The sequence below is a fragment of the Bacillus sp. NSP9.1 genome, from assembly GCF_000465465.2.
In the GTDB taxonomy this organism is placed as follows: Bacteria; Bacillota; Bacilli; order Bacillales; family Bacillaceae; genus Bacillus; species Bacillus sonorensis_A.
Genome location: NZ_CP048273.1, coordinates 2,123,270 through 2,148,827 on the forward strand (window position 1 = coordinate 2,123,270; position 25,558 = coordinate 2,148,827).

The 25,558-nt window shown below is 46.6% G+C and carries 27 protein-coding genes; all 27 read left to right on the forward strand.

The genetic code is table 11. The features are described from left to right. Window positions 1-17: 17 nt before the first annotated feature. The 27 genes from M654_RS10995 (at window position 18) to fliY (ending at window position 25,530) form a co-directional block, all read left to right on the forward strand. A complete protein-coding gene (locus M654_RS10995; protein ID WP_026586949.1) occupies window positions 18-1,724 on the forward strand; it encodes a hypothetical protein in 1,707 nt (568 codons plus the stop codon). Further along, window positions 1,721-2,002, forward strand: coding sequence for a FlhB-like flagellar biosynthesis protein (locus M654_RS11000; RefSeq protein ID WP_026586950.1), 282 nt, complete (start codon window positions 1,721-1,723; stop codon window positions 2,000-2,002). The genes M654_RS10995 and M654_RS11000 overlap by 4 nt, the downstream gene beginning before the upstream one ends. Window positions 2,003-2,176: 174 nt before the next feature. Then, entirely contained in the window at window positions 2,177-3,337 is a 1,161-nt protein-coding gene (sucC, locus tag M654_RS11005) for an ADP-forming succinate--CoA ligase subunit beta (protein ID WP_026586951.1), read from the forward strand. A gap of 18 nt (window positions 3,338-3,355) precedes the next feature. Next, entirely contained in the window at window positions 3,356-4,258 is a 903-nt protein-coding gene (gene sucD, locus M654_RS11010; RefSeq protein WP_026586952.1) for a succinate--CoA ligase subunit alpha, read from the forward strand. Window positions 4,259-4,354: 96 nt separating this feature from the next. After that, window positions 4,355-5,242 carry a DNA-processing protein DprA gene (gene dprA / locus M654_RS11015; protein ID WP_026586953.1) on the forward strand — a complete coding sequence of 296 codons (888 nt, stop codon included), beginning with the start codon at window positions 4,355-4,357 and terminating at the stop codon, window positions 5,240-5,242. Between the two features lie 219 nt (window positions 5,243-5,461). Further along, a complete protein-coding gene (gene topA / locus M654_RS11020; RefSeq protein ID WP_026586954.1) occupies window positions 5,462-7,537 on the forward strand; it encodes a type I DNA topoisomerase in 2,076 nt (691 codons plus the stop codon). Between the two features lie 76 nt (window positions 7,538-7,613). Further along, window positions 7,614-8,918 carry an FADH(2)-oxidizing methylenetetrahydrofolate--tRNA-(uracil(54)-C(5))-methyltransferase TrmFO gene (gene trmFO / locus M654_RS11025; protein ID WP_026586955.1) on the forward strand — a complete coding sequence of 435 codons (1,305 nt, stop codon included), beginning with the start codon at window positions 7,614-7,616 and terminating at the stop codon, window positions 8,916-8,918. A gap of 66 nt (window positions 8,919-8,984) precedes the next feature. Further along, window positions 8,985-9,899 carry a tyrosine recombinase XerC gene (gene xerC, locus M654_RS11030; RefSeq protein WP_026586956.1) on the forward strand — a complete coding sequence of 305 codons (915 nt, stop codon included), beginning with the start codon at window positions 8,985-8,987 and terminating at the stop codon, window positions 9,897-9,899. Window positions 9,900-9,912: 13 nt separating this feature from the next. Continuing rightward, window positions 9,913-10,458, forward strand: coding sequence for an ATP-dependent protease subunit HslV (hslV, locus tag M654_RS11035; RefSeq protein WP_026586957.1), 546 nt, complete (start codon window positions 9,913-9,915; stop codon window positions 10,456-10,458). Window positions 10,459-10,465: 7 nt separating this feature from the next. Next, a complete protein-coding gene (hslU, locus tag M654_RS11040) occupies window positions 10,466-11,875 on the forward strand; it encodes an ATP-dependent protease ATPase subunit HslU (protein WP_256860410.1) in 1,410 nt (469 codons plus the stop codon). A gap of 38 nt (window positions 11,876-11,913) precedes the next feature. Continuing rightward, on the forward strand, window positions 11,914-12,693 hold the full coding sequence (gene codY / locus M654_RS11045; protein WP_006638180.1) for a GTP-sensing pleiotropic transcriptional regulator CodY: 780 nt from the start codon (window positions 11,914-11,916) through the stop codon (window positions 12,691-12,693). Window positions 12,694-13,049: 356 nt separating this feature from the next. Further along, on the forward strand, window positions 13,050-13,439 hold the full coding sequence (gene flgB / locus M654_RS11050) for a flagellar basal body rod protein FlgB (RefSeq protein ID WP_026586959.1): 390 nt from the start codon (window positions 13,050-13,052) through the stop codon (window positions 13,437-13,439). Next, complete coding sequence (gene flgC / locus M654_RS11055) at window positions 13,439-13,891, forward strand: flagellar basal body rod protein FlgC (protein ID WP_026586960.1); 453 nt, start codon at window positions 13,439-13,441, stop codon at window positions 13,889-13,891. Before flgB ends, flgC begins: the two co-directional genes overlap by 1 nt. 13 nt (window positions 13,892-13,904) lie before the next feature. Beyond that, window positions 13,905-14,216 (forward strand): flagellar hook-basal body complex protein FliE, encoded by a 312-nt coding sequence (gene fliE / locus M654_RS11060; RefSeq protein ID WP_026586961.1) that lies wholly within the window; start codon window positions 13,905-13,907, stop codon window positions 14,214-14,216. 51 nt (window positions 14,217-14,267) lie between these two features. Then, entirely contained in the window at window positions 14,268-15,869 is a 1,602-nt protein-coding gene (gene fliF, locus M654_RS11065) for a flagellar basal-body MS-ring/collar protein FliF (protein WP_026586962.1), read from the forward strand. 13 nt (window positions 15,870-15,882) lie between these two features. After that, window positions 15,883-16,899 (forward strand): flagellar motor switch protein FliG, encoded by a 1,017-nt coding sequence (gene fliG / locus M654_RS11070; RefSeq protein WP_026586963.1) that lies wholly within the window; start codon window positions 15,883-15,885, stop codon window positions 16,897-16,899. Next, entirely contained in the window at window positions 16,883-17,653 is a 771-nt protein-coding gene (fliH, locus tag M654_RS11075) for a flagellar assembly protein FliH (RefSeq protein WP_035428067.1), read from the forward strand. Before fliG ends, fliH begins: the two co-directional genes overlap by 17 nt. 5 nt (window positions 17,654-17,658) lie before the next feature. Further along, entirely contained in the window at window positions 17,659-18,966 is a 1,308-nt protein-coding gene (gene fliI / locus M654_RS11080; RefSeq protein ID WP_372709739.1) for a flagellar protein export ATPase FliI, read from the forward strand. A 2-nt stretch (window positions 18,967-18,968) separates the two neighbouring features. Then, window positions 18,969-19,418 carry a flagellar export protein FliJ gene (fliJ, locus tag M654_RS11085; protein ID WP_026586966.1) on the forward strand — a complete coding sequence of 150 codons (450 nt, stop codon included), beginning with the start codon at window positions 18,969-18,971 and terminating at the stop codon, window positions 19,416-19,418. Between the two features lie 6 nt (window positions 19,419-19,424). Further along, window positions 19,425-20,027 (forward strand): MotE family protein, encoded by a 603-nt coding sequence (locus tag M654_RS11090; protein ID WP_026586967.1) that lies wholly within the window; start codon window positions 19,425-19,427, stop codon window positions 20,025-20,027. A 1-nt stretch (window position 20,028) separates the two neighbouring features. Beyond that, on the forward strand, window positions 20,029-21,411 hold the full coding sequence (locus M654_RS11095; protein WP_026586968.1) for a flagellar hook-length control protein FliK: 1,383 nt from the start codon (window positions 20,029-20,031) through the stop codon (window positions 21,409-21,411). Continuing rightward, window positions 21,411-21,866 (forward strand): flagellar hook assembly protein FlgD, encoded by a 456-nt coding sequence (gene flgD / locus M654_RS11100; protein ID WP_035428069.1) that lies wholly within the window; start codon window positions 21,411-21,413, stop codon window positions 21,864-21,866. The genes M654_RS11095 and flgD overlap by 1 nt, the downstream gene beginning before the upstream one ends. Before the next feature lie 27 nt (window positions 21,867-21,893). Then, window positions 21,894-22,688 carry a flagellar basal body rod protein FlgG gene (gene flgG, locus M654_RS11105; protein ID WP_026586970.1) on the forward strand — a complete coding sequence of 265 codons (795 nt, stop codon included), beginning with the start codon at window positions 21,894-21,896 and terminating at the stop codon, window positions 22,686-22,688. Window positions 22,689-22,730: 42 nt separating this feature from the next. Beyond that, window positions 22,731-22,946 carry a swarming motility protein SwrD gene (locus M654_RS11110; protein WP_026586971.1) on the forward strand — a complete coding sequence of 72 codons (216 nt, stop codon included), beginning with the start codon at window positions 22,731-22,733 and terminating at the stop codon, window positions 22,944-22,946. Then, a complete protein-coding gene (fliL, locus tag M654_RS11115) occupies window positions 22,943-23,374 on the forward strand; it encodes a flagellar basal body-associated protein FliL (protein WP_026586972.1) in 432 nt (143 codons plus the stop codon). Before M654_RS11110 ends, fliL begins: the two co-directional genes overlap by 4 nt. Window positions 23,375-23,411: 37 nt before the next feature. Continuing rightward, window positions 23,412-24,410, forward strand: coding sequence for a flagellar motor switch protein FliM (fliM, locus tag M654_RS11120; RefSeq protein WP_026586973.1), 999 nt, complete (start codon window positions 23,412-23,414; stop codon window positions 24,408-24,410). Then, window positions 24,400-25,530: a flagellar motor switch phosphatase FliY gene (fliY, locus tag M654_RS11125; RefSeq protein WP_026586974.1), complete on the forward strand. Its 1,131-nt coding sequence runs from the start codon at window positions 24,400-24,402 to the stop codon at window positions 25,528-25,530. The genes fliM and fliY overlap by 11 nt, the downstream gene beginning before the upstream one ends. Window positions 25,531-25,558: the final 28 nt, after the last annotated feature.

Here is a 25,558-nt window from a genome sequence, read left to right on the forward strand (position 1 = left end):
GGGGGAGAAGGACTTTGATGATGCTGAATGATATACAAAACAGCCTGGCCAAACAATTGGAACAATCGGAATCTCTCCAGCGGATCAGCGGAACAGAGACGAACCAGAAAAGGCTGGTACTCGGCAAAGTGCTCCGCTTCATCAGCGAGCAGTTCGCCGAAATCCAAATCGGCGATGCGAAATGGCAGGGAAAACTTGAAGCGCCGCTTAAAGCGGGTGCACACTACTGGTTTTCATACGAAAAAAAATCGGGCGATCCGACCGGCCGTCTTCAGGTTGTAGAAGCGTTTGACAAAAATCCGAAGACGGTGCAGGATGCCGCCCTCAAGCTGTTAAACGGGCTCTCTTTGAAAAAAACAAAAGAAGCAGTATTTTTGATCTCGGCTCTGTTAAAAGAGCAGCAGCCGATTAAAGAAAACGATGTGAAGGCTGCCATCAAATGGCTTGAACATCTGCCGAAGTCAGACGCCCAAAAAGGAACCGATGCCGTCATGTTTGCGCTCAAGCGCGAGCTTCCCGTCCATCCGGGCGTCCTTGATTCGATTTTGGCCGTCAAAAGCCCCGTTCCGTTCAATCAGCAGATTGCCAAGACGCTGCAAATGATCAATAACGACCCTGCGTCATCGGCAAGTATGGAAAAGCTGAAACAGGCGCTTTTGCCGATTTTAAATGCCGAGACTGAAGTGCATGCCGAAAAGCTGATTCAGATGCTCAGCGGACAGGTCGAACAAGCCGGAAAAGAGCAGCAGACGCTTCAGCCACTCAGGAAGCAAGAATCGGCAGAGCTGGGGTTTTCCCAGCCGAAACCGGCAGCCGAAATCAAGATCCATCCGGGCGCCTCCGGATACGAAACGAAAGGAGCCCTGCCGAAAGCGCAGGTGATCGAACCGGAGGCTGCAAAAGAGCTGCTTGCAAAATTGGCCTCTTTAGCAGAACGAAACGGCACACTTCCGGTCAAAGAGGCGGCCAGCTGGATCAAATCGCTGGAAACGCGGGAGCCTGTGCCGGCTCAAGCCGGTTTGGAAGTTTTAACGAAAAAAGAAACAGAAGCGCTCAAGCAGATCGTCAGAGAATCAGCACCCCTCATGACAACGAAAGCAGATGCACTCGCCGTTCTGCTCAAGATGAAAACCCTTTTGGGTGTCAAAGACGAGCTGTCTTTTGTAAAAGCGATCGAAAACGGAGGCGCGCCAAAAGATCAAGGGCTGCATTCCCTTAAGCTTGTACTCAATGAAATCAGGCACTCGACAGACCTTCCGGCACCCGTCAAACAGGAGGCTGAGCAAATGTTTCACCGCTTAAACGGGCAGCTGATTTTACAGAACGAGCAGCCCGCTCAAAGCCAGCTTTTTCTTTCATATCCGCTGTTTTCAAAAAACGGTGTACAAGATTTAACGGTATTCTTGAAAGGGAAGAAGAAAGAAGATGGGAAAATCGACCCGTCCCAATGCCGTCTCATGTTTTACCTTCAATTGGAGGCGCTGGAGGAGACGATAGTCGATTGCTTTATTCAAAAAAACGTCATGACGCTTACGGTTGAGACCGGCTTTGATATCGGCCCTCTTGTCGAGCCGCTCGTTCCCTCATTAAAAGAAAACCTGAAAAACCTTGGCTACAGCCTGACAGGCGTCACCGCGAAAAAGCGGGAGGCGATCGAGATCGCTCCGTTTTTGGAAAGCCAGTTTGAACAAGCGGCAGAAAGCGCGGTGGATGTAAAAATATGAAGGAATCCGCTCCATTAAGAAAAGCCGTTGCCCTGCACTATGACGAAATGAAAGACAAAGCGCCGAAAGTGGTGGCCAAAGGCTCCGGCTATACAGCTGAAAAGATCATTGAAGAGGCGCAGAAAGCGGGAGTCCCGATACAGGAAGACCCGACTCTTGTCGAATTGATGCGCCATCTGGAGCTTGACGATCATATTCCAGAAGAGCTGTATGAGATCGTCGCCGAGATTTTTTCATTTATCTATACACTTGATGATAGGATGAAAAACAGAGAATGACCTTTTAAAAAAGGCATTCTCTTTATTAATTTTATATTTTTAATAAAATAAAAGTTTGAATGTTTAGAAGGATTTTACGATTTCTCATCGAAACCTAGACAATCGATCTATGATTATATAAAATGAAAGCGCAGTCTATTTTTATTTTTGCTACATAAGTTAGGAGGATGGGAAATGAATATCCATGAGTACCAAGGGAAAGAGGTCCTCAGAAAGTACGGAGTGGCTGTTCCGGAAGGTAAAGTGGCTTTTACAGCAGATGAAGCGGTCAAGGCGGCGGAAGCGCTGTCAAGCTCGGTTTTTGTCGTGAAAGCTCAAATTCACGCGGGCGGCCGAGGCAAAGCAGGCGGGGTAAAAATTGCAAAATCAAAAGACGAAGTGAAAGCCTATGCGGAAGAACTGCTGGGGAAAACGCTCGTCACACATCAGACGGGTCCTGAAGGCCGAGAAATTAAACGCTTACTTATTGAAGAAGGCTGCGATATTAAAAAGGAATACTATGTCGGTCTTGTCCTCGACAGAGCGACTTCCCGGATCGTGCTGATGGCTTCTGAAGAAGGCGGAACAGAGATTGAAGAAGTCGCCGCCAAGACGCCGGAAAAAATCGTCAAAGAAGTAATCGACCCGGCTGTCGGGCTGCAAAGCTATCAAGCGAGAAAAATCGCTTTCGCCATCAATATTCCAAAAGAACTGATCGGCCAAGCCGTTAAATTTATGATGGGCTTATACAATGCCTTTGTTGAAAAAGACTGTTCCATTGCTGAAATCAACCCGCTCGTCGTCACAGGGGACGGGAAAGTGATGGCGCTCGACGCCAAGCTGAACTTTGACAGCAATGCGTTATACAGACAGAAAGACATCCTGGAATTCAGAGATCTTGATGAAGAAGATCCTAAGGAAATTGAAGCATCCAAGTATGATTTAAGCTATATTTCACTCGATGGAAACATCGGCTGCATGGTAAACGGAGCGGGACTTGCGATGTCGACCATGGACATTATTAAACATTACGGAGGGGAACCGGCCAACTTCCTTGACGTTGGAGGCGGCGCAACAGCTGAAAAGGTAACGGAAGCGTTCAAGATCATTTTATCCGATCAAAACGTCAAAGGGATCTTTGTCAATATTTTCGGAGGCATCATGAAGTGTGACGTCATTGCCGAAGGTGTTGTTGAAGCGACGAAACAAGTCGGTCTGACACTGCCGCTTGTCGTTCGTTTGGAAGGAACAAATGTCGATCTCGGCAAAAAGATCCTCGATGATTCAGGGCTCAATATTACGTCTGCGGAATCAATGGCTGACGGCGCGCAGAAAATCGTATCCTTAGTGAAGTAAGAAAGGCAGGGGACCAAAATGAGCGTATTTATTAATAAAGACACAAAAGTCATTGTTCAGGGGATAACAGGTTCAACAGCTTTGTTTCATACAAAGCAGATGCTTGAATACGGCACGAAAATCGTCGGCGGCGTGACACCTGGAAAAGGAGGAACAGAGGTTGAAGGTGTTCCTGTGTTCAATACGGTGGAAGACGCGGTGAAAGCGACGGGAGCGAATGCATCTGTTATTTATGTGCCGGCAGCTTTTGCGGCAGATGCGATCATGGAGGCGACAGATGCAGAGCTTGATCTCGTCATCTGCATTACCGAGCATATTCCGGTGCTTGACATGGTAAAAGTAAAAAGATATATGGAAGGCAAGAAAACGCGTCTTGTCGGTCCGAACTGTCCTGGGGTCATCACGCCTGAGGAATGCAAAATCGGCATCATGCCGGGCTACATCCATAAAAAAGGTCATGTCGGTGTTGTGTCGCGGTCAGGAACCCTTACATATGAAGCGGTTCATCAGCTTTCTGAGGCTGGAGTCGGGCAATCGACGGCAGTCGGCATCGGCGGAGACCCTGTGAACGGAACGAACTTCATCGATGTGTTAAAAGCGTTTAATGAAGATCCTGAGACGCATGCCGTCATCATGATCGGCGAAATCGGCGGAACGGCTGAAGAGGAAGCGGCGGAATGGATCAAAGCGAATATGACCAAGCCTGTCGTCGGCTTCATCGGCGGAAAAACGGCGCCTCCAGGGAAACGTATGGGCCACGCCGGCGCCATCATTTCCGGAGGAAAAGGCACGGCTGAGGAAAAAATTAAAACGATGAACGCCTGCGGAATCGAAGTCGCAGAAACACCTTCAGTGATGGGGGAAACCCTTATCAAAGTTTTAAAAGAAAAAGGTCTTTATGAAGCATGTAAAACACATTGATCTTCATGACTTGAGGGAATAGGCCAAACGGTCTATCCCTCCTTTTTATCCTGATGATTTATGTTTTCGGAAAATCAATATATGGAGGACTCTTGAATGACTGTCAGCAGCGAACTTTTGATTTTGCTCCGCCTGCGCGGCGCGCTCTCTCCTTCACTGCTTTCCAAATGGTGGAGAACAGACCCCTCTTTATCTCTTTCAGACAAAAAAAACCATCCTTTAACACGGCTTTCAGGAAAAGCATTAGATTTATCTCCGATTCGAAAGCTTGTTGAACAAGAACTCCCGAATGTCAAACACCTCATCAAGTCCTATCAAGCAGCAGGAGTGGATATGCTTGCCATATCATCCCCTGAGTATCCGCCTTCTCTAAAGACGATCCATGATCCGCCCCCCGTCCTTTTTCTGAAAGGAAATCAACAGCTTCTTCGTGTCCATCGGCGAATCGGCATTGTCGGAACCCGCAGACCAACTTTATATGGGAAAAGAGCCGCAATTTATTATGTGAAGGAACTAAGTAAAAAAGGCTGGACGATCGTCAGCGGGCTTGCAAAAGGAATTGACGGACTATCTCACCATGAGAGCATCCGTTCAAACGGGGCGACCATCGGCGTCATTGCAGGCGGATTCAGCCATATCTACCCCCGTGAAAACCGTTTTCTTGCCGACCAGATGGCGGCAGACCATCTCCTGGTGTCTGAGCACCCTCCCGAGACAAGACCCCAAAAATGGCACTTTCCGATGCGAAATCGGCTGATCAGCGGATTGACTGAAGGCGTTATCATCGTTCAAGGAAAGGAAAGAAGCGGCTCGCTCATCACCGCCTATCAAGCGCTTGAAGAAGGGCGGGAAGTGTTTGCAGTGCCCGGTTCCATCTTTGATGCGAATTCGCTCGGACCCGCAAGGCTGATCCAGGAAGGGGCAAAACTGGCATTCGATATCGACGATATTTTGAGCGAACTTCCGCCTTCCAATGTTCAATAAGCGGTATCCGTTTGGAATTATCGTTTGACAAACTGTATTCGAATATTTAATAATAGTGAGGATTTCAAGTTTAAACGCTTTAATCGGCGTTCATTATATAAAAGATGAAATTCAGACACTTTTAATTAACTAATGACTATCTAAACGACGATTATGCTGAATACAATAAAAAGGCAAAATTGAAAAGAGAGAGAACACCTCTTGAGGGGGATTATGTGTATGTCCGAATACTTAGTCATCGTGGAATCGCCTGCCAAGGCGAAAACGATTGAGCGATACTTAGGAAAAAAGTATAAAGTCAAAGCATCGATGGGGCATGTCATAGACTTGCCGAAAAGCCAGATGGGCGTCGACATCGAGCAGAACTTTGAACCGAAATACATTACGATCCGCGGGAAAGGGCCGATATTGAAGGAATTAAAAACGGCCGCGAAAAAGGCGAAGAAAGTCTACCTTGCAGCCGACCCCGACAGGGAAGGAGAGGCGATTGCATGGCATTTGGCGCACAGCCTTGACCTGGACCTGAACTCGGACTGCCGCGTCGTGTTTAATGAAATCACAAAAGATGCAATCAAAGATTCATTTAAGCACCCGCGCATGATCAATATGGATCTGGTCGATGCCCAGCAGGCGAGAAGGGTGCTTGACCGTCTTGTCGGCTATAAAATCAGCCCGATTTTATGGAAGAAAGTCAAAAAAGGATTAAGCGCCGGCCGCGTACAATCTGTTGCGCTCCGTCTGATCATTGACCGCGAAAAAGAAATCAACGAATTCAAGCCGGAAGAATACTGGACGATTGAAGGCTCTTTCTTAAAGGGAAAAGAAACGTTTGAAGCCGCCTTTTTCGGTATAAATGGTGAAAAGCATCCGCTGAAAAGCGAAGAAGACGTCAAACAAATTCTTTCTCAGATCAAAGGCAATAAGTTCAACGTCAAAAAGGTTACGAAAAAAGAACGGAAACGGAACCCGGCTCTGCCGTTTACAACATCAACGCTTCAGCAGGAAGCGGCGCGAAAATTAAATTTCCGGGCAAAGAAAACGATGATGATCGCCCAGCAGCTCTATGAAGGGATCGATCTCGGAAAAGAAGGAACAGTCGGGTTAATCACCTATATGAGAACGGATTCAACGAGAATCTCAAACACGGCGCAAGAAGAAGCATCATCCTTTATCGGCGAACAGTACGGTAAAGAATTTTTAGGAAGCAAAAGAAAGCCTGCCAAAAAGAACGAAAACGCCCAGGATGCCCACGAAGCGATCAGACCGACATCTGTGATGAGAAGGCCCGCTGATCTGAAGGCTGTATTGGGAAGAGATCAGCTCCGCCTTTACAAGCTGATCTGGGAACGCTTTGTCGCGAGCCAAATGGCTCCGGCCACACTTGATACGATGAGCGTTGACCTCGAAAACAACGGGTTGACATTTCGCGCAAACGGAAGTAAAGTCAAGTTTTCAGGCTTTATGAAAGTTTATGTTGAAGGCAAAGACGACCAGCTGGAAGAGAAGAACAAAATGCTCCCTGATTTGCAGGAAGGAGATACTGTTCTTTCAAAGGATATTGAACCAGAGCAGCACTTCACACAGCCGCCTCCGCGGTATACGGAAGCAAGGCTTGTCAAAACGCTCGAAGAGCTGGGGATCGGGCGTCCGTCCACATATGCCCCGACGGTTGACACCATTCAAAAACGGGGATATGTCGCCCTTGACAACAAACGCTTTATCCCGACGGAACTCGGTGAAATCGTGATGAAATCAATGATGGAATTTTTCCCTGAAATCATTAACATCGAGTTTACGGCCAAAATGGAAAAAGAACTTGACGATGTCGAAGACGGGAACGTCGAATGGGTGCAAATTATTCATTCCTTTTACAAGGATTTTGAGAAACGGTTGAAAAAAGCGGAAGCCGAGATGGAGAAGATCGAAATCGAACCCGAATACGCCGGAGTCGATTGTGAAGAATGCGGCCATCCGATGGTGTATAAAATGGGCCGTTACGGAAAATTCATGGCTTGCTCCAATTTTCCGGACTGCAGAAACACTAAGCCGATCGTCAAAGAGATCGGTGTCAAATGTCCATCCTGCAAAACCGGCAACATTGTCGAACGCAAATCGAAAAAACGCCGCATTTTTTACGGATGTGATCGCTATCCTGAATGCGAATTCGTATCCTGGGATAAACCGCTGGAACGAAAATGTCCGAAGTGTGAGGACATGCTTGTTGAGAAAAAGCTGAAAAAAGGCGTTCAGGTGCAATGCGTGGGTTGCGATTATAAGGAAGAACAACAAAAGTAGCGGTGAGCAGGGCTTTGCTCACCTTCTTTGTTGTGTTAAAAGAACAATTCAATTCATAATATTAGGAGATGTAAATATGAACCAAACAGTGAATGTCATCGGTGCAGGACTTGCCGGAAGCGAAGCGGCATGGCAGCTTGCCAAACGCGGAATCAATGTCCGATTATACGAAATGAGGCCTGTTAAACAAACGCCGGCACACCACACGGATAAATTCGCAGAGCTTGTCTGCAGCAACTCGCTTCGCGCCAATTCTTTAACGAATGCTGTAGGTGTATTAAAGGAAGAAATGCGAATTCTTGATTCTGCGATTATCGCAGCCGCGGATGAATGCTCAGTACCGGCCGGCGGAGCGCTTGCTGTTGACAGGCATGAATTTGCCGCAAATGTAACCGAAAAAGTAAAAAACCATCCGAATGTCACAGTTGTCAATGAGGAAGTCAAGGAAATTCCGGAAGGACCGACAATCATCGCCACAGGTCCGCTCACTTCTGAATCGCTTTCTGAGCAGCTGCGGGAGCTGACAGGCGAAGACTATCTGTATTTTTATGACGCCGCTGCCCCGATTGTTGAAAAGGACAGCCTTGACATGGATAAAGTCTATTTGAAATCCCGCTATGACAAAGGGGAGGCAGCGTATTTGAACTGTCCGATGACAGAAGAAGAGTTTGACAGGTTTTATGACGCCCTTGTGTCTGCGGAAACCGTTCCATTGAAAGAATTTGAAAAAGAAATCTTTTTTGAAGGCTGCATGCCGATCGAAGTCATGGCCAAGCGCGGCAAAAAAACGATGCTGTTCGGCCCGATGAAACCGGTAGGACTGGAAGATCCGAAAACAGGAAAGCGCCCATATGCGGTCGTCCAGCTGAGACAGGATGATGCCGCAGGCACTCTTTACAATATCGTCGGTTTTCAAACCCATCTGAAATGGGGGGATCAAAAGGAAGTCCTTCGTCTCATACCTGGATTGGAGCAGGCTGAAATCGTCCGCTACGGCGTTATGCACAGAAATACATTCATCAACTCGCCGAGCCTTTTACATGCAACCTACCAGTTTAAAAAGCGGAACGATCTGTTTTTCGCCGGACAGATGACAGGGGTTGAAGGCTATGTTGAATCAGCGGCTTCAGGTCTTGCTGCAGGAATCAATGCGGCCCGCCTTGTTTTAGGAAAAGAACCGGTTACGTTCCCAAATGAGACGGCAATCGGCAGCATGGCCCACTACATCACGGAAACGAACAAGAAAAACTTTCAGCCGATGAATGCGAATTTCGGTCTTTTCAAGGAATTAGGGGTTAAAATTAAAAACAAGCAGGAGCGGAATGAACAGTACGCTTCGCGCGCATTGGAAACAATTCGAAATATTGCGAAAACGATATAGTTATTCATTGCCAGATCAACTTGTTATGTGATAACATTTAGAAGCCCTTTTTGAAGAGGTGTAGTGATGGCAAATGTTAAGAATTTTTTAACTTTATTCATTGAATATTTACAAATAGAAAAGAATTATTCAAAATATACAATTGTGGGTTACATTTCTTCTATTGAAGAGTTTGAGCGCTTTTTACAAGCTCAGGGAATAAAGGGCTTTGAGGACACGACTTATACCGACGTGAGGATTTTCTTGACGGAAGCCCATGAAAAGGGGCTCACTCGCAGAACGATCAGCAAAAAGATCTCGGCTCTGCGAAGCTTCTATAAATTTTTGTTAAGGGAAAAACTGGTAAAAGAAAACCCGTTTCAGCTTGTCAGTCTTCCGAAGCAGGATAAACGGATTCCGCAGTTTTTATATGAAAGAGAACTTGAAGAACTGTTCGGGATTTCTGATTTGAGCACTCCGCTGGGACAAAGAAATCAGGCGCTGCTGGAGCTTCTGTATGCGACAGGCATGCGGGTGAGCGAACTTTGCAGTCTGAAGGAATCCGAAGTCGATCTGTTTTTGGATACGGTGCTTGTTCACGGGAAGGGCAAAAAGCAGAGGTATGTTCCATTCGGGTCTTTTGCCCGGGAGTCTTTGGATCTGTATTTTCAAAATGGAAGACGAATCCTTCAATCAAAAGCAAAAGAGCCCGTTCCTTTTGTCTTTTTGAATCAAAGGGGCGGGCCTTTAACCCCGAGGGGGGTCCGTTATATTTTGGGAGAGCTGGTCAAGAAGACATCGGGTACATTACATATTCATCCGCACATGCTCCGCCATACGTTTGCGACCCATTTATTAAATGAGGGGGCGGATCTCAGAAGCGTACAGGAACTGCTCGGACATTCGAATCTTTCTTCAACCCAGGTGTATACGCATGTATCTAAAGATATGCTCAGAAAGACGTATATGTCCCATCACCCTCGGGCACATAAAGGGAAATAAAGGAGGTTCTTTTATGTCATCATTTCACGCAACAACGATATTTGCCGTCCGCCACAACGGAAAAAGCGCGATGGCGGGAGACGGCCAGGTCACATTCGGGCAGGCCGTTGTCATGAAGCATACGGCAAGGAAAGTCAGAAAGCTGTTTAACGGAAAAGTGATTGCCGGCTTTGCGGGCTCTGTTGCGGACGCTTTCACACTATTTGAAATGTTTGAAGCCAAGCTTGAGGAGTACAACGGCAATCTGCAGCGGGCGGCTGTCGAGCTGGCGAAAGAGTGGCGCAGCGATAAAATTCTCAGAAAGCTTGAAGCGATGCTGATCGTCATGAATGCCGACAGCCTTCTGCTCGTTTCCGGAACAGGGGAAGTGATAGAACCCGATGACGGGATCCTCGCGATCGGCTCTGGAGGGAATTACGCTCTTGCTGCGGGCAGAGCGCTGAAACGTCATGCCGGCGGGCGGCTTGAAGCGAAAGAAATCGCCAGAGCCGCCCTTGAAACTGCGGGCGAAATTTGCGTATACACGAATGATCAGATCATTGTAGAAGAACTCGAATAGAAAGGATTTGAGGCAAATGGAAAAAAAGCCGCTGACTCCGAGGCAGATTGTCGAACGTCTTGACCAGTACATCATCGGCCAGCTCGATGCGAAAAAAGCGGTTGCCGTCGCTTTGCGAAACCGCTATAGAAGAAGTCTTCTTGATGAAAAGCTGCGCGAAGAAATCGTTCCGAAAAACATCCTGATGATGGGTCCGACAGGTGTGGGAAAAACCGAAATTGCCCGGCGGATCGCCAAACTCGTCGGCGCTCCGTTTGTGAAAATTGAAGCGACGAAGTTTACGGAAGTCGGCTATGTAGGAAGAGATGTTGAATCAATGGTCAGAGACCTTGTGGAAACATCTGTCCGCCTTGTCAAAGAAGAAAAAATGAACGAAGTGAAAACCATCGCTGAAGAAAACGCGAATAAACGGCTTGTGCGCCTGCTCGTCCCGGGAAGAAAAAAACAGTCCGGCGCGAAAAACCCGTTTGAAATGCTGTTCGGCGGAAATCAGGAGCAGGAGCATGACGCGGAAAGCCAGGAAGAATCCGATATTGAACACAGCAGAAAGCGGATCGCTCATCAGCTCGCCCTCGGCGAACTTGAGGACCACTACGTCACCGTCGAGGTTGAGGAACAGCAGCCGTCGATGTTTGATATGCTTCAAGGCTCGGGTATGGAACAGATGGGAATGAACATGCAGGATGCGCTCAGCAGCCTGATGCCGAAAAAGAAAAAGCGCCGCAAGCTCACGGTCAGGGAAGCGAGAAAAGTGCTGACAAATGAAGAAGCGGCAAAGCTTATCGACATGGATGAAGCGGCGCAGGAAGCTGTGTTAAGAGCTGAGCAATCAGGGATCATCTTCATCGATGAAATCGATAAAATCGCCAAAAAAAGCGGAGCATCTTCTTCAGCGGATGTCTCCAGGGAAGGTGTGCAGCGAGATATCCTGCCGATTGTCGAAGGCTCGACAGTCATGACCAAATACGGAGCGGTCAAAACAGACCACATGCTGTTCATTGCAGCAGGTGCATTCCATATGGCGAAGCCGTCAGATTTAATCCCTGAGCTCCAGGGCCGTTTCCCGATCAGGGTCGAATTGAAAAAGCTGAGCATCGATGATTTTGTCAAAATTTTAATTGAACCGGATAATGCCCTTTTGAAACAATACAAAGCTTTATTGCAGACGGAAGGTATATCTCTTGAATTTTCTGACGATGCTATTCGTAAGATTGCAGAAGTGGCATATCATGTCAATCAAGACACAGATAATATCGGGGCAAGAAGGCTCCATACCATTTTGGAACGCCTTTTGGAAGAACTGTCATTCGAGGCGCCGGATGTGACGATGGAAAAAGTCGTCATCACACCTCAGTATGTCGAAGAAAAGCTCGGTTCGATCGCCAAGAACAAGGATTTAAGCCAGTTTATTTTATAAAACAATTAAATAAGAGTAATTTAGGAGGATCATTTATTATGGCTTTATTACAAAAAACGAGAAAGATTAATGCAATGCTGCAAAACGCGGCAGGGAAGCCGGTTAATTTCAAAGAAATGGCCGAAACGCTTCGCGATGTGATCGATTCAAACATTTTCGTTGTCAGCCGGAGAGGAAAACTGCTCGGCTTCTCCATTAATCAGCAAATTGAAAACGACCGAATGAAAAAAATGCTTGAGGAGCGCCAATTTCCTGAAGATTATACGAAAAGCCTATTCAACATTCCGGAAACATCATCCAACCTGGACATCAACAGTGAATACACGGCATTCCCTGTAGAAAACCGCGACCTTTTCCAAGCGGGTCTGACGACCATCGTTCCGATTATCGGCGGAGGCGAGAGATTGGGAACCTTAATTCTTTCCCGTCTTCAGGAAAAGTTTGAAGATGACGATCTCATTCTTGCCGAATACGGGGCAACGGTTGTCGGAATGGAGATTCTGAGAGAGAAAGCCGAAGAAATCGAAGAGGAAGCCCGCAGCAAGGCAGTCGTACAAATGGCCATCAGCTCATTATCATACAGTGAGCTTGAAGCGATCGAACATATTTTTGAAGAACTTGACGGCAACGAAGGCCTTCTTGTTGCAAGCAAAATTGCCGACCGCGTCGGCATCACGCGCTCGGTTATCGTAAACGCACTCCGCAAGCTGGAAAGCGCGGGTGTCATCGAGTCGAGGTCACTGGGGATGAAGGGCACATATATAAAAGTCCTAAACAACAAATTCCTGATGGAATTAGAAAAATTAAAATCGCATTAAGCACTGGGAAAGCCGCAGAACGACATGTTCTGCGGCTTTTTTTATTTCATGTTTTTAAGTATATCGCTGTAGTTTTTTGAAAGGGAAGAAATAAGTTAATGACAGTAATGAAGCAATTCGTTAGTGAAACAGAAAATATATTGGTATAACTTTAAAAAAGGTAAACCGACTGTAACATTACATAGTTCTTATAATCTAGGTCAAAATACCTATTCGTAAAATAGATATATATTACGATTTTTTTTTACTCCCAGATCATAGACTTTAAGCCTATTATTTCTTACAATAGGCTTATGGTTTTTACAATTCTCGACAAGATTTTATGACAGATGGAAAGAGATTGGAGGTATTTGGCGTTGGATTTATTTTCAGGAACAATACATAGACTAGAGGGAGCCTTGGAACGAGCGAACGTTAAGCAAAAAGTCATAACCAATAATCTCGCCAATGTAGATACACCGAACTACAAGGCGAAAAAAGTGTCATTTAAAAACGTGCTGAATGAAGAGTCTTCCCGTCTTGATTCCATAAAAACAGACTATAGGCACATTGACTTTAAAGGCAATGAGTCAAATTATTCAGTTGTGTCGAGCAAACAGACATCATATCAACAGAACGGAAACAACGTCGACATTGACCAGGAAATGAGTGAAATGGCGAAAAACCAGATTCAATACCAGGCAGTGGTTGAGCGGATAAGCGGAAAATTCAACTCGCTCAAAACCGTAATTACGGGGGGTAAATGATGGGGGTATTCAATAGCATCAACATCTCAGCTTCGGCTTTGACTGCACAAAGAGTCAGAATGGATACCGTTTCTTCCAACTTGGCGAACATGGATACAACAAGAGCAAAACAGGTTGACGGAGAATGGCAGCCATACAGAAGAAAGCTCGTATCAACGGCTCCGAAAGGCGAATCTTTTTCATCCGTTCTTCAATCATCGATGAATGCGTCAAGCAGAGTGGGCGAGGGAGTGAAAGTGACAAAGATCAGCGAAGACCAAACACCGTTTAAACTCGTTTATGATCCCACACATCCCGACGCGAACGAAGACGGTTATGTTCAGATGCCAAATGTCGATCCTCTGAAAGAAATGGTCGACTTAATGAGCAGCACAAGGTCATATGAGGCGAACGTAACAGCGATGAATGCAACAAAAGGAATGCTCATGAAAGCATTAGAAATCGGAAAGTAGGGTGAAAACACTGATGATCAATGGAGTTTCTCCGTTTCAGGTGCAGTCCGCACAGGCGGCAACAACAAACGAAATCAAAACACAGCCGGCCGGTTCCGGTGATCAAGTCAGCTTTTCAAAGGTGCTGAAAGATTCTATCAATGCTTTGAACCAGTCTCAAAACGAATCTGATAAACTGACAAACGCGCTGGCGCTCGGCCAGGATGTCAATCTTGACGAAGTCATGGTCGCAGCTCAGAAGGCAAATGTTACACTAACCGCAGCGACAGAGTTCCGCAACAAAGCGGTCGAAGCTTATCAGGAAATCATGAGAATGCAAGTGTAAGGAAAGGAGTCTGAAAGCGAAGAGAATTAGTGTAACTACCGGGGGAGTAAGATGAATCGTACTTTATTGCAAATCAAAACGAAAATAACTGATTTTTGGAAAAATCGATCGAAGTGGCAGAAAATACTGATGATCAGCGTTTTTGCTGCAGCAGTCATTCTTTCTATCGTCATAGGTATTTTGGCCTCAACAAATAAGATGGTTCCGCTCTATAAGGATCTGTCAGCCGAAGAAGCGGGTCAAATTAAACAGGTCCTTGATGAAAAAGGAATACCTTCAGAAGTCGCATCCGACGGTTCCATCATCAAAGTTCCGGAAGAAAATGTCGATTCGCTGAAAGTGGATCTGGCCGCAGAAGGCCTTCCGAAAAGCGGAAGCATCGATTATTCGTTCTTTGGTGAAAATGCCGGCTTTGGGATGACAGACAACGAGTTTGATGTTTTGAAAGTGAAAGCGACCCAAACCGAGCTGACAAATCTCATCAAAGGCATCGACGGCATTAAAGATGCAAAAGTCATGATCAACCTTCCGAAGGATTCCGTTTTTGTCGGAGAAGAAAAGCCGGAAGCTTCTGCTTCAATCGTCCTTCAAGTCAAACCGGGCCATACGCTTGACCAAAGTGAAATCAACGGCCTGTATCACCTCGTATCGAAAAGTGTGCCAAATCTTGATCAGAAAAATATCGTGATTATGGATCAAAATTCGAACTACTATGATCAAAACAGCGAGGGCATCGGCAATTCGTCCGGAAATTCCTACGCTTCACAGCGCGAGGTCAAAGCGCAGATCGAAAAAGATCTTCAAAGACAGGTTCAAAGCCTGTTGGGCACGATGATGGGGCAGGATAAAGTCGCGGTATCCGTCACGACGGACATCGACTTTACGCAGGAAAAACGAACAGAAGACCTGGTTGAACCCGTCGACAAAGAAAATATGGAAGGCATCGTCGTAAGCTCGGAAAAAATCAGCGAAACGTACTCCGGAAACGGGGCACAGGCAGGCGGAGTCAACGGCACCGGTGACGAAGACGTCACAAATTACGCCGAAACGGAAGACGGCAATAATAACGGAGATTATGAAAAAAGCGAAGACCGTCTCAATTATGAAGTCAACCGGATTCATAAAGAAATCGCAGAAAGCCCGTATAAAGTCAGGGATTTAGGGATTCAAGTGTTAGTCGAACCGCCAAATGCGAAAAACCCGGCTTCTTTGACACAAGAGAGACAGGACGATATTAAAAACATTCTGTCTACGATCGTCCGGACATCGCTTGACAAGTCGGAGAATGAACAGCTCACAGACGAAGATCTGCAAAGCAAAATCGTCGTTTCTGTTTCATCGTTTGACGGCAAACAGACAATGGACACGGAAGAGGCGACAGGCGGCATACCGCTTTGGGCTTATATTGCAGGCGGAGCCGGTCTGGTTGCGGCGATCGGCCTTATCATCTGGCTCATCAGACGGCGCAAAAATGCTGATGAAGAGTATGAGGAAGAATGGTATGAAACGCCTCAGGAACCGATCAGAGTGGCAGATGTAAACAATGAGAAAGAGACGGAAGAAAGCGTCAGACGTAAACAGCTTGAAAAAATGGCGAAAGACAAGCCTGAAGAATTCGCCAAATTACTGCGCAGTTGGCTGACTGAGGATTAGGAGGAGTATTGAAATGGCAAAAATGAAACAAGACAGGCTAACAGGCAAACAAAAAGCGGCCATTCTCATGATATCCTTAGGACTTGATGTGTCAGCTTCGGTATACAAGCATTTAACAGATGAAGAGATTGAAAGACTGACGCTTGAAATCTCAAATGTCAGATCTGTATCTCCTGAGAAAAAAGATGAAATCATCCAAGAATTTCATGAAACGGCTATTGCTCAGGAATATATTTCCCAAGGCGGTATTCACTACGCTAAGCAGGTGCTCGATAAAGCGCTTGGCGAAGACAAAGCGGCCAGCATCATCAACCGGCTGACATCGTCGCTTCAAGTCAGGCCGTTTGATTTTGCCAGAAAAGCCGATCCCGAGCAAATTCTGAATTTTATCCAGCATGAGCATCCGCAAACGATCGCGCTGATCCTATCCTACCTGGACCCTGTACAATCCGGACAGATTTTATCAGAACTGAACCAGGATGTGCAGGCGGAGGTGGCGAGGCGGATTGCTGTGATGGACCGGACTTCGCCGGAAATCATCAATGAAGTCGAACAAATTTTAGAACAGAAGCTCTCATCCACCTTCACTCAAGATTACACACAGACCGGCGGCATAGAAGCCGTGGTTGAAGTGTTGAACGGTGTTGACAGGGGAACGGAGAAAACGATTCTCGACGCCCTCGAGATTCAGGATCCGGAACTGGCGGATGAAATCAAGAAACGGATGTTTGTCTTTGAAGATATTGTTACGCTTGATAACCGTGCGATTCAGAGGGTTATCCGCGATGTTGAAAACGACGATCTGCTCCTGTCCCTGAAAGTGGCCAGCGAAGAGGTCAAAGACATTGTCTTCAGCAACATGTCACAGCGTATGGCTGAGACATTTAAGGAGGAAATGGAATTCATGGGACCTGTTCGTCTCCGTGATGTTGAAGAAGCACAGTCCAGAATCGTAAGCGTCATCCGCAGACTTGAAGAAGCGGGTGAGATCGTCATCGCCAGGGGCGGAGGAGATGATATCATTGTCTAAAATTATTAAACAACGATTATCATCGGTCCCGGAACAGAAAAGGCGGACGATTACGTTAAAGGAAGTCAAACGCCCTGTAAACGAGGCTGACCTTGCCGCCGCCGAACCCGATCCGGAACTCCTTCTTCATCATGCCCGGCAGGAAGCAAGCAAAATATATGAAAAGGCGAACGCCGAACATGAACAAATCCGCAGGCAGATTGAAGAGGAAAGAGCCGGCTGGGAGGCAGAGCGGGAAGCCTTGATTGAACAAGCGAAAAAAGAAGGCTTTGAGGCGGGGCTCGAAATGGGAAAACAAGAGGCGCAAAAAGCTTATGAATCCTATTTGGAAGAAGCCAATGCCATCGTCAGGGCAGCAAGGCGGGACTACGAAGAAAAAATTGAGCAATCTGCAGAAGAAATCGTCACGCTTGCCGTTTCTCTGGCCAAAAAAGTATGGAATCAAAAGCCCGATGACAAGGAAGCTTTCACCGACCTTGTCAAACAGGTGCTGACCGAAATGAAAGAGTTTGATGACATTTCGATTTATGTCGACCCGGACTATTACACAGAAGTTCAAAGCCATAAAAACGAACTCGATGCGCTTCTTCAATACGGTTCCCATCTCGCGATTTATGCCGATGATAAAGCGGCAAAAGGGACCTGCTACGTAGAAACGGCCTTCGGAAGAGTCGATGCAAGCATCGATACGCAATTGGAGCAGCTGAAACAGAAACTGAACACGCTGCTTGAAACGGCGGGTGAAAGCCGGTGAAGCTCATGCCTTTGCTTGAAGCAATCGAAACGGCCGATTCATACAAACGCTACGGAAAAGTCAAACAGGCCGTCGGCTTAATGATCGAATCAAAGGGGCCGGAATGCTCGATCGGCGACGTCTGCAAGATCTATACAAAAGGAGACGGACCGAAAGCCATAAAAGCTGAAGTTGTCGGGTTCAAGGATCAAAACATACTTCTCATGCCATATCTTGAAGCATCAAACATCGCTCCCGGCAGCATTGTCGAAGCGACCGGCGAATCATTAAAGGTCAAGGTCGGCTCCGGGCTGATCGGCCAGGTTGTCGATGCATTCGGCACCCCGCTCGACGGAAGCGCCTTGCCGAAAGGTCTGGCACCTGTTTCAACAGACCAGGCTCCGCCAAATCCGATGAAACGGCCGCCGATCAGAGAAAAAATGGCGGTTGGCGTCAGATCGATTGACAGTCTTTTGACCGTCGGCAAGGGACAGCGCGTCGGCATCTTCGCAGGAAGCGGCGTCGGAAAAAGCACCCTGATGGGAATGATTGCAAGGCAGACGGCTGCGGACCTGAATGTGATCGCCCTTGTAGGAGAGCGGGGCCGGGAAGTCAGGGAGTTTATTGAAAAAGACCTTGGAGAAGAAGGATTGAAGCGTTCGATCGTCGTTGTGGCGACTTCTGACCAGCCCGCACTCATGAGGCTGAAAGCGGCATATACCGCAACGGCAATCGCCGAGTATTTCCGCGACAAAGGGCAAAACGTCATGTTTATGATGGATTCGGTGACAAGGGTCGCCATGGCTCAGAGAGAGATCGGCTTAGCCACGGGCGAACCGCCGACGACGAAAGGTTATACGCCTTCGGTGTTCGCTATTTTACCTAAGCTCTTAGAGAGAACAGGGACGACCGAAAAGGGATCGATCACGGCTTTTTATACAGTTCTTGTCGATGGTGACGACATGAACGAACCGATCGCCGACACCGTCAGAGGGATTTTGGACGGCCATATCGTCCTTGACCGGAATCTGGCGAATAAAGGCCAGTTTCCTGCAGTGAATATTTTAAAAAGCATCAGCAGGGTCATGGCCAACATCGCTGAAAAGGATCACATCAGAGCGGCGAACCGATTCAGGGAGCTGCTGTCAACCTATCAAAATTCGGAGGATCTCATCAACATAGGCGCCTATAAAAAAGGATCTTCCCGCGATATTGATGAAGCCATACAGTTTTATCCAAAGCTGATCAGCTTTCTGAAGCAGGAAGTCGATGAAGCGGCATCCCAGGAAGACAGCATCTCCTTATTAAAGAGTCTTTTAGGAAGTGAGGATTAGGAATGGCTTATTCATTTAAATTTCAAAAGCTGTTGGAGCTTAAAGAAAATGAAAAAGACCAATCATTCGCTGAATATCAACATTCTGTCTCCGAATTTGAAAAGGTAGCGGAAAAGCTCTATGAAAGCATGAACCAAAAGGAAACGCTTGAGAAAAACAAAGAAATCAAGCTGCAGACAGGGATGAGCGTTCAGGAAATGAGACATTATCAGCAGTTTGTCACAAATCTAGAAACGACCATTTACCATTATCAAAAGCTTGTGATGATGAAGCGAAACGAAATGTATGAGAAGCAAAACGATTTGACGGAAAAAAACATTGAACTTAAAAAATTTGAAAAAATGAAAGAAAAACAGTTTGAAATGTATGCAATACAAAACAAAGCAAATGAATTGAAAGAAATGGACGACATCTCCATTGCCCAATTCATGAGTCAAGGAAACCAGGGGTAAAAAGCGATGGCCGAAGAAAAAAAAGCCGGTAAATTTCAGACGTTTTTGTTTGTCGTCGTCATTCCGCTCATCTTTTTAGTCGTTGTAGGGTTCGTCGGGATGTGGCTCTTGGGAGTGAACGTCCAGGATGTGGCCTCCAAAATTCCGGTCGTAAAAGAGCTTGTTAAAAGCGACGATGGGAATAAGGAGAAAGACAGCGCGGCAAAGCAGAAGGAAAATAAAGAGGAAAAGCTCCAAAAGACGATTGATGAACAAAAAAGCGAAATTCAAACATTGACAAGCGACTTGAAAACGAGCGATGAAGAGATCAAACGGCTCAAACAAAAGATCAGCTCGCTGGAAAAAACGGAGAAAGACGCAGCCGAAGATGATAAAAACAGCGCTGATGACCAAAAGGACAGCAAGGTCGTCAAAATCTATCAGAGCATGCCGAGCAATAAAGCTGCAAAGATATTAACCGAATTAAAAGAGCAGGAAGCCATAAAGATTTTAGACGCATTAAACAAAAAGCAAGTGACGGAAATTCTCTCAAAAATGGCTCCTGATAAAGCGGCTCTCTTCACCGAGAAGCTTGCGGAAAATGAAGAAAAAAATGAAGGGGGGGAATAGATTGAAGCTTCTTGATATGCTCTCTTTTAATGCCGCGCCGAAGGCGGATGCCGCATCTGCACAATCAGCAAGGCAGCCATTGGCAGGAACCATCTTTCAAAATGTGTTGCAGAAAGAAAACGGGAGCCTTTCCGCAAGTGAAAATGGAGGAGAAACGTCTTCAGGTAGTCAATTGGAACAGCTGTTACAGGAGCTTGAAAACTGGCTTTCACAAAAGACAGATGGCGCTCTGGACGAAGAATCGCTCAGTTCCCTTCCTCCGCACGGCGGCGTGACCGCTTCCGAAGAGGAGCTGGCAGCTGTCGAACAGCTTTTACATAAAATAAAGACACTGCTTGAGAACACCGGTGAAACAGACGAGGCCGAAGCGGCATTACCCGGCGAGGAAAAACCTGAAACAATAGAGCTTAAGTTGCCTGACAGCCATGTGCTGCACCAAGTTCAGCATCTGCTTACTCAGATCATCCAGGACAACCAGCCGTCGCAAAAAGCAGCACTTGTGGCCGACATCGTTGAAAAGGCGCCGGAGTTTCTTGCCATCCTGCAGTCAAAACCGGGTTCGGAAGAGCTCGTCGGCAAGCTCAAACGCCAGTTTTTCACAACAGATCCGGCTCAGTCAAAGGTCCTGTCCATGTCAAGCGCTGAACTGAAAGGTCTGAAAAGCATTATGGAGCAGATGATGTCCGCAAACTCTGAAACGGGGCAAAAAGATTGGAAGCTGGCCGAAAGTGAGCTGAAAGCGATGCTGATGGGCAAAAAAACCGACGCTCCGCAAGCGGATCAGCGGTTGTCGTTCATGGTTAAAGCGAAAGACGTCCAAGCGGATGAAAAAGCGGTTATCCGCGATCAGCCGGTCCATTCAAACGGACTACTCAGCAGCCAGCACCGGACAAGCCAGACCTTGCTTCAGGGGCTGCAAATGACACAGACTGCTGATGAAGCATCTCAATCTCAGCCGAAAAGTGTTTCAGAGCAAATTTTAAGCTCGTGGAAACAAATGAAGTTTACCCCGTTCGGGAGATCGACCGGCAGTTTTACGATCCGTCTGAATCCTGAAAATCTTGGTTTTATCACGATTAAACTGGTCAAACAGCACGGGATGTTTTCCAGCAAAATCATCGCCTCAACCGATTCAGCGAAAGAGCTTTTGGAACACAATCTCTCGCATCTCAAACAGGCGCTGCCAAACATGTCGGTGCACATCGACCGCTTTGCCGTGGCACACCAAAGCGCGGATCAGACCTTCGGACAGCCGGCTGATGATCAAAAAGGTCAGCAGCAGCAGAAGCAAGATCAGCAGAAAAGCCAAGATAACGAAGATTTCAGAGAGTTTTTGGATGAGTTAATCGAAACCCCGAGCCAGGATAACGAGGAGGAGATCTAATGTCTGAAACAGCGGTTGATGCTAGAACTCAGGTCAGCAGTACAATTGCAAATTCGACGTCGTCCAGTTCCAAAAAAACGACGGAATCATCAATCGGAACCAGTTTGGACAAGGATGCTTTTTTACAGCTTTTGGTCACGCAATTGCAAAATCAAGACCCGACAAATCCGATGGATGACCGCGAATTTATCTCGCAGATGGCGACTTTTTCAAGCCTTGAGCAGCTGACAAATTTAAACTCAACGATGTCAACGTTCGTCGGGCTTCAAGATCCGATGTCCATGTATGTCGGCTGGATTGGCAAAGAAGTCACATTTGAAGGTGACAGCCACGAGGAAAAAACAGCGCTTGTTCAATCTGTCAAAAGTTCTGACGGGCAATACGTGCTCGTGCTTGACGACGGAACCGAAGTCAGCCCATGGAATGTGACAGCGGTAGGAAGTTCTGACAAATAAAAACAAAGTATACAGGGAGGAATAATCATGTTACGTTCACTATACTCAGGAATCAGCGGGATGAAAAACTTTCAAACAAAGCTTGATGTCATCGCCAACAACATCTCTAACATCAATACTTATGGGTATAAGAAAAGCAGGGTTACATTTAAAGATATTGTCAGTCAGGAGCTTTCAGGAGCGACTGCTTCGACTGCGAACAGAGGCTCTGTGAACGGCCAGCAAATCGGGCTCGGTTCCACGATCGGATCGATTGATGTCATTCATACAAATGCCGCACCTGCAACAACAGGCCGCAAACTTGACTTGGCGATTACCAAGGACGGCTACTTCCGCGTCGGAACAGGGGATGAGACGTACTATACAAGATACGGCAACTTCACATTGACTGATCAAGGCGATTTGACGACTGCAGATGGATTGTTCGTATTGACAGCAGACGATCAGAAAATCAATATCCCGCCTGACGAGGCTAAATCATTCAGCATCGGAACCGACGGAACGGTGACTTATGTCGATCAGAATAACAACAACGTGACAGCCGGACAGATTTCTTTGGCGACGTTCAGCAATGCGTCAGGGTTGACTAAAGCGGGCGACAACTTATACCGCGAAAGCTTGAGCTCCGGAGCTCCGCAAATCGTTGCGCCGGGGGAAGGCACATCAGGCGAACTGCAAACAAGTGCGCTTGAAATGTCAAACGTTGACCTTTCAGAAGAATTTTCCGAAATGATTATTTCACAGCGCGGTTTTCAATCCAATGCGAAAATCATTACAACCTCTGATGAAATTCTTCAGGAACTTGTGAATCTGAAGCGATAAGGAGGGAGAGGGCGCCTCTCTGACGGCGCCTTTCAATAAACCATGATCAAAGTGACGCGATTAAACGGACAGCCCTTTATTCTGAATGCGATTTTTATTGAACAAATTGAATGTTTTCCGGATACGACCATCACCTTGTCAAACGGAAAAAAATTTGTTGTCAAAGAAGACGAAGATACCGTTGTAGAAAACATTGTCTCTTTCTATCAAAAAATCCAAATACTTTCTTGTGACCAAAGAATTGAGGAATCTGAATGAATAAAAAACTTCTAGGAATCATGCTGATTATTATTTTGACCATCACTGTGCTGGGAGCCGTTGCTTTCTTTGTCATCAAAGGAAACGCAAGCGGAAAGGATGAAAAGCAGGAACCATCGATCGATGAAGTGGTGGAATCTTCAGTGGAAATCGATGAAATCACCACGAACTTAAAATCTGACAATGTTGTCCGCCTGTCCATCAAGCTTGAAGCCGATTCCAAAAAGGCAAAGGAAGAGCTTGAAAAACGGGATTTCCAAATCAAAGATACGGTGATCTCCCTTTTGGCGAATACAAATGCGGATGACCTTGAAGGAACAAAAGGAAAAGAGCATTTTAAAGAAAAGCTCAAACAAAAAATGAACTCGGAATATATGAAAGAGGGCAAAGTGAAAGAAGTATACATTACCTCCTTTAATCTGCAGTAGGAAAGAGATTTGACAGAACCATGGAGGTGAAAATCAGATGGCAGGAGAAGTGCTCTCCCAAAATGAAATCGATGCATTGCTGTCAGCGATATCGACCGGAGAAATGGATGCCGATGAGCTGAAGAAAGAAGAGGCCGCCAAAAAAGTCAAAGTATATGATTTTAAACGGGCCCTCCGCTTTTCGAAGGATCAGATCCGCAGTCTGACGAGGATTCATGATAACTTTGCAAGGCTTTTAACGACCTACTTTTCGGCGCAGCTGAGAACCTATATCCAGATTTCCGTCAGCTCGGTTGATCAGGTCCCTTACGAGGAGTTCATCAGATCGATTCCAAACATGACGATCCTCAATCTTTTTGAGGTTCATCCTCTTGAAGGAAGGATCATGATGGAGATCAACCCGACCATCGCCTATGCGATGATGGACCGGGTGATGGGCGGGATCGGAACGAGTCATAACAAAATCGACAACATGACGGAAATCGAGACGAAGATCATGTCCAATTTGTTTGAAAGCTGCCTCACGAATTATAAAGATGCGTGGGAGTCGATTGCGGAAATTGAGCCGGAAATGTCCGATTTTGAAGTGAATCCGCAGTTTGTGCAAATGGTCTCGCCTAATGAGACGGTCGTTGTCATTTCGCTGAATACACAAATTGGAGATATTAGCGGGGTCATCAACCTGTGTATCCCGCATGTCGTTCTTGAACCGATCATTCCGAAGCTTTCCGTCCATTATTGGATGCAATCAGACAGAATTGAACCAAAGCCGGAGGAAACAAAGTCGATTGAAAAGCGGATCATGACGGCCCGGATCCCAATTGTCGCAGAACTCGGATCATCGGAACTAACCATTGAAGAGTTTTTGAGTTTAGAAATTGGAGATTGTATCACTTTGGACAAATCAGTAGCAGAACCTCTTACTGTTTTGGTCGGAGATAAACCGAAATTTCTAGGACAAGCCGGCCGAATGAATCGAAAAACTGCGATTCAAATTCTAGATCACGACATAAGAGGTGAAGAATATGGAGAATAACAATAAGTTATCACAGGATGAAATTGATGCGCTGCTTAAAGGCGGCGATGACAATAATGGGGAGCAGCCGGAATCAGGATTGTCCCTGATGGAACAAGATACGATCGGGGAAATCGGAAATATTTCCTTTGGGAGCTCTGCAACAGCTTTGTCCACTTTGTTGAACCAAAAAGTCGAAATCACGACACCGACCGTATCGGTGATCGAAAAAAGCCATTTGAACGATGAGTTTCCGCACCCCTATGTATCGATCGGTGTGAGCTATACGGAAGGCTTTTCAGGCAACAATCTTCTCGTCATCAAACAGGAAGACGCAGCCGTCATCGCCGACTTGATGATGGGCGGAGATGGGGCGAATGCTGATCCGTCTCTTGGCGAGATTCATTTAAGCGCCGTCCAGGAAGCGATGAACCAAATGATGGGCTCAGCGGCGACTTCGATGTCAACCGTGTTCAGCAAGAAGATTGATATTTCGCCGCCTGAGGTTGATCTTCTTGATGTAAAGGAAGGGGAAGGAACAGACCATATTCCTAAAGAGGATCCGCTTGTCAAAGTATCCTTCAGATTGAAAGTCGGAGATCTGATTGACTCGCACATTATGCAGCTTTATCCGCTCACCTTTGCAAAAGATCTGATTGACGAATTGACGAATCAGGAAAGCGGTGAGCAGCCTGTAGAGGAACAGGTAGTGCCGGAGCAGGCACCGCCTGTACAGGATTCAGCCGCGCCTCAGCCTTCGCCGGCTCCGAAAAAAGAACCCGCTCCTAAACGGCAGGGTACGGCGAAAGTATCCGAACCTGTTCAGGTCACACCGGCTGAGTTTGCTTCATTTGATTCCCAGCCTGAAGCACAGCCGCACCTCAACAACCTTGACATGCTCATGGACATTCCTTTATCCGTGACGGTCGAGCTTGGCAGAACAAGCCGCAGCGTCAAAGAGGTGCTGGAGCTGTCAACCGGCAGCATCATTGAGCTTGACAAGCTGGCCGGAGAACCGGTTGACATCCTCGTCAACCAGCGTGTTGTCGCCAAAGGGGAAGTCGTTGTCATCGATGAGAACTTCGGTGTCAGGGTGACAGACATTTTAAGTCAGGCGGAACGAATCAATAAATTAAGATAACAACAGATTGAATGAAGGAGAGATTAAG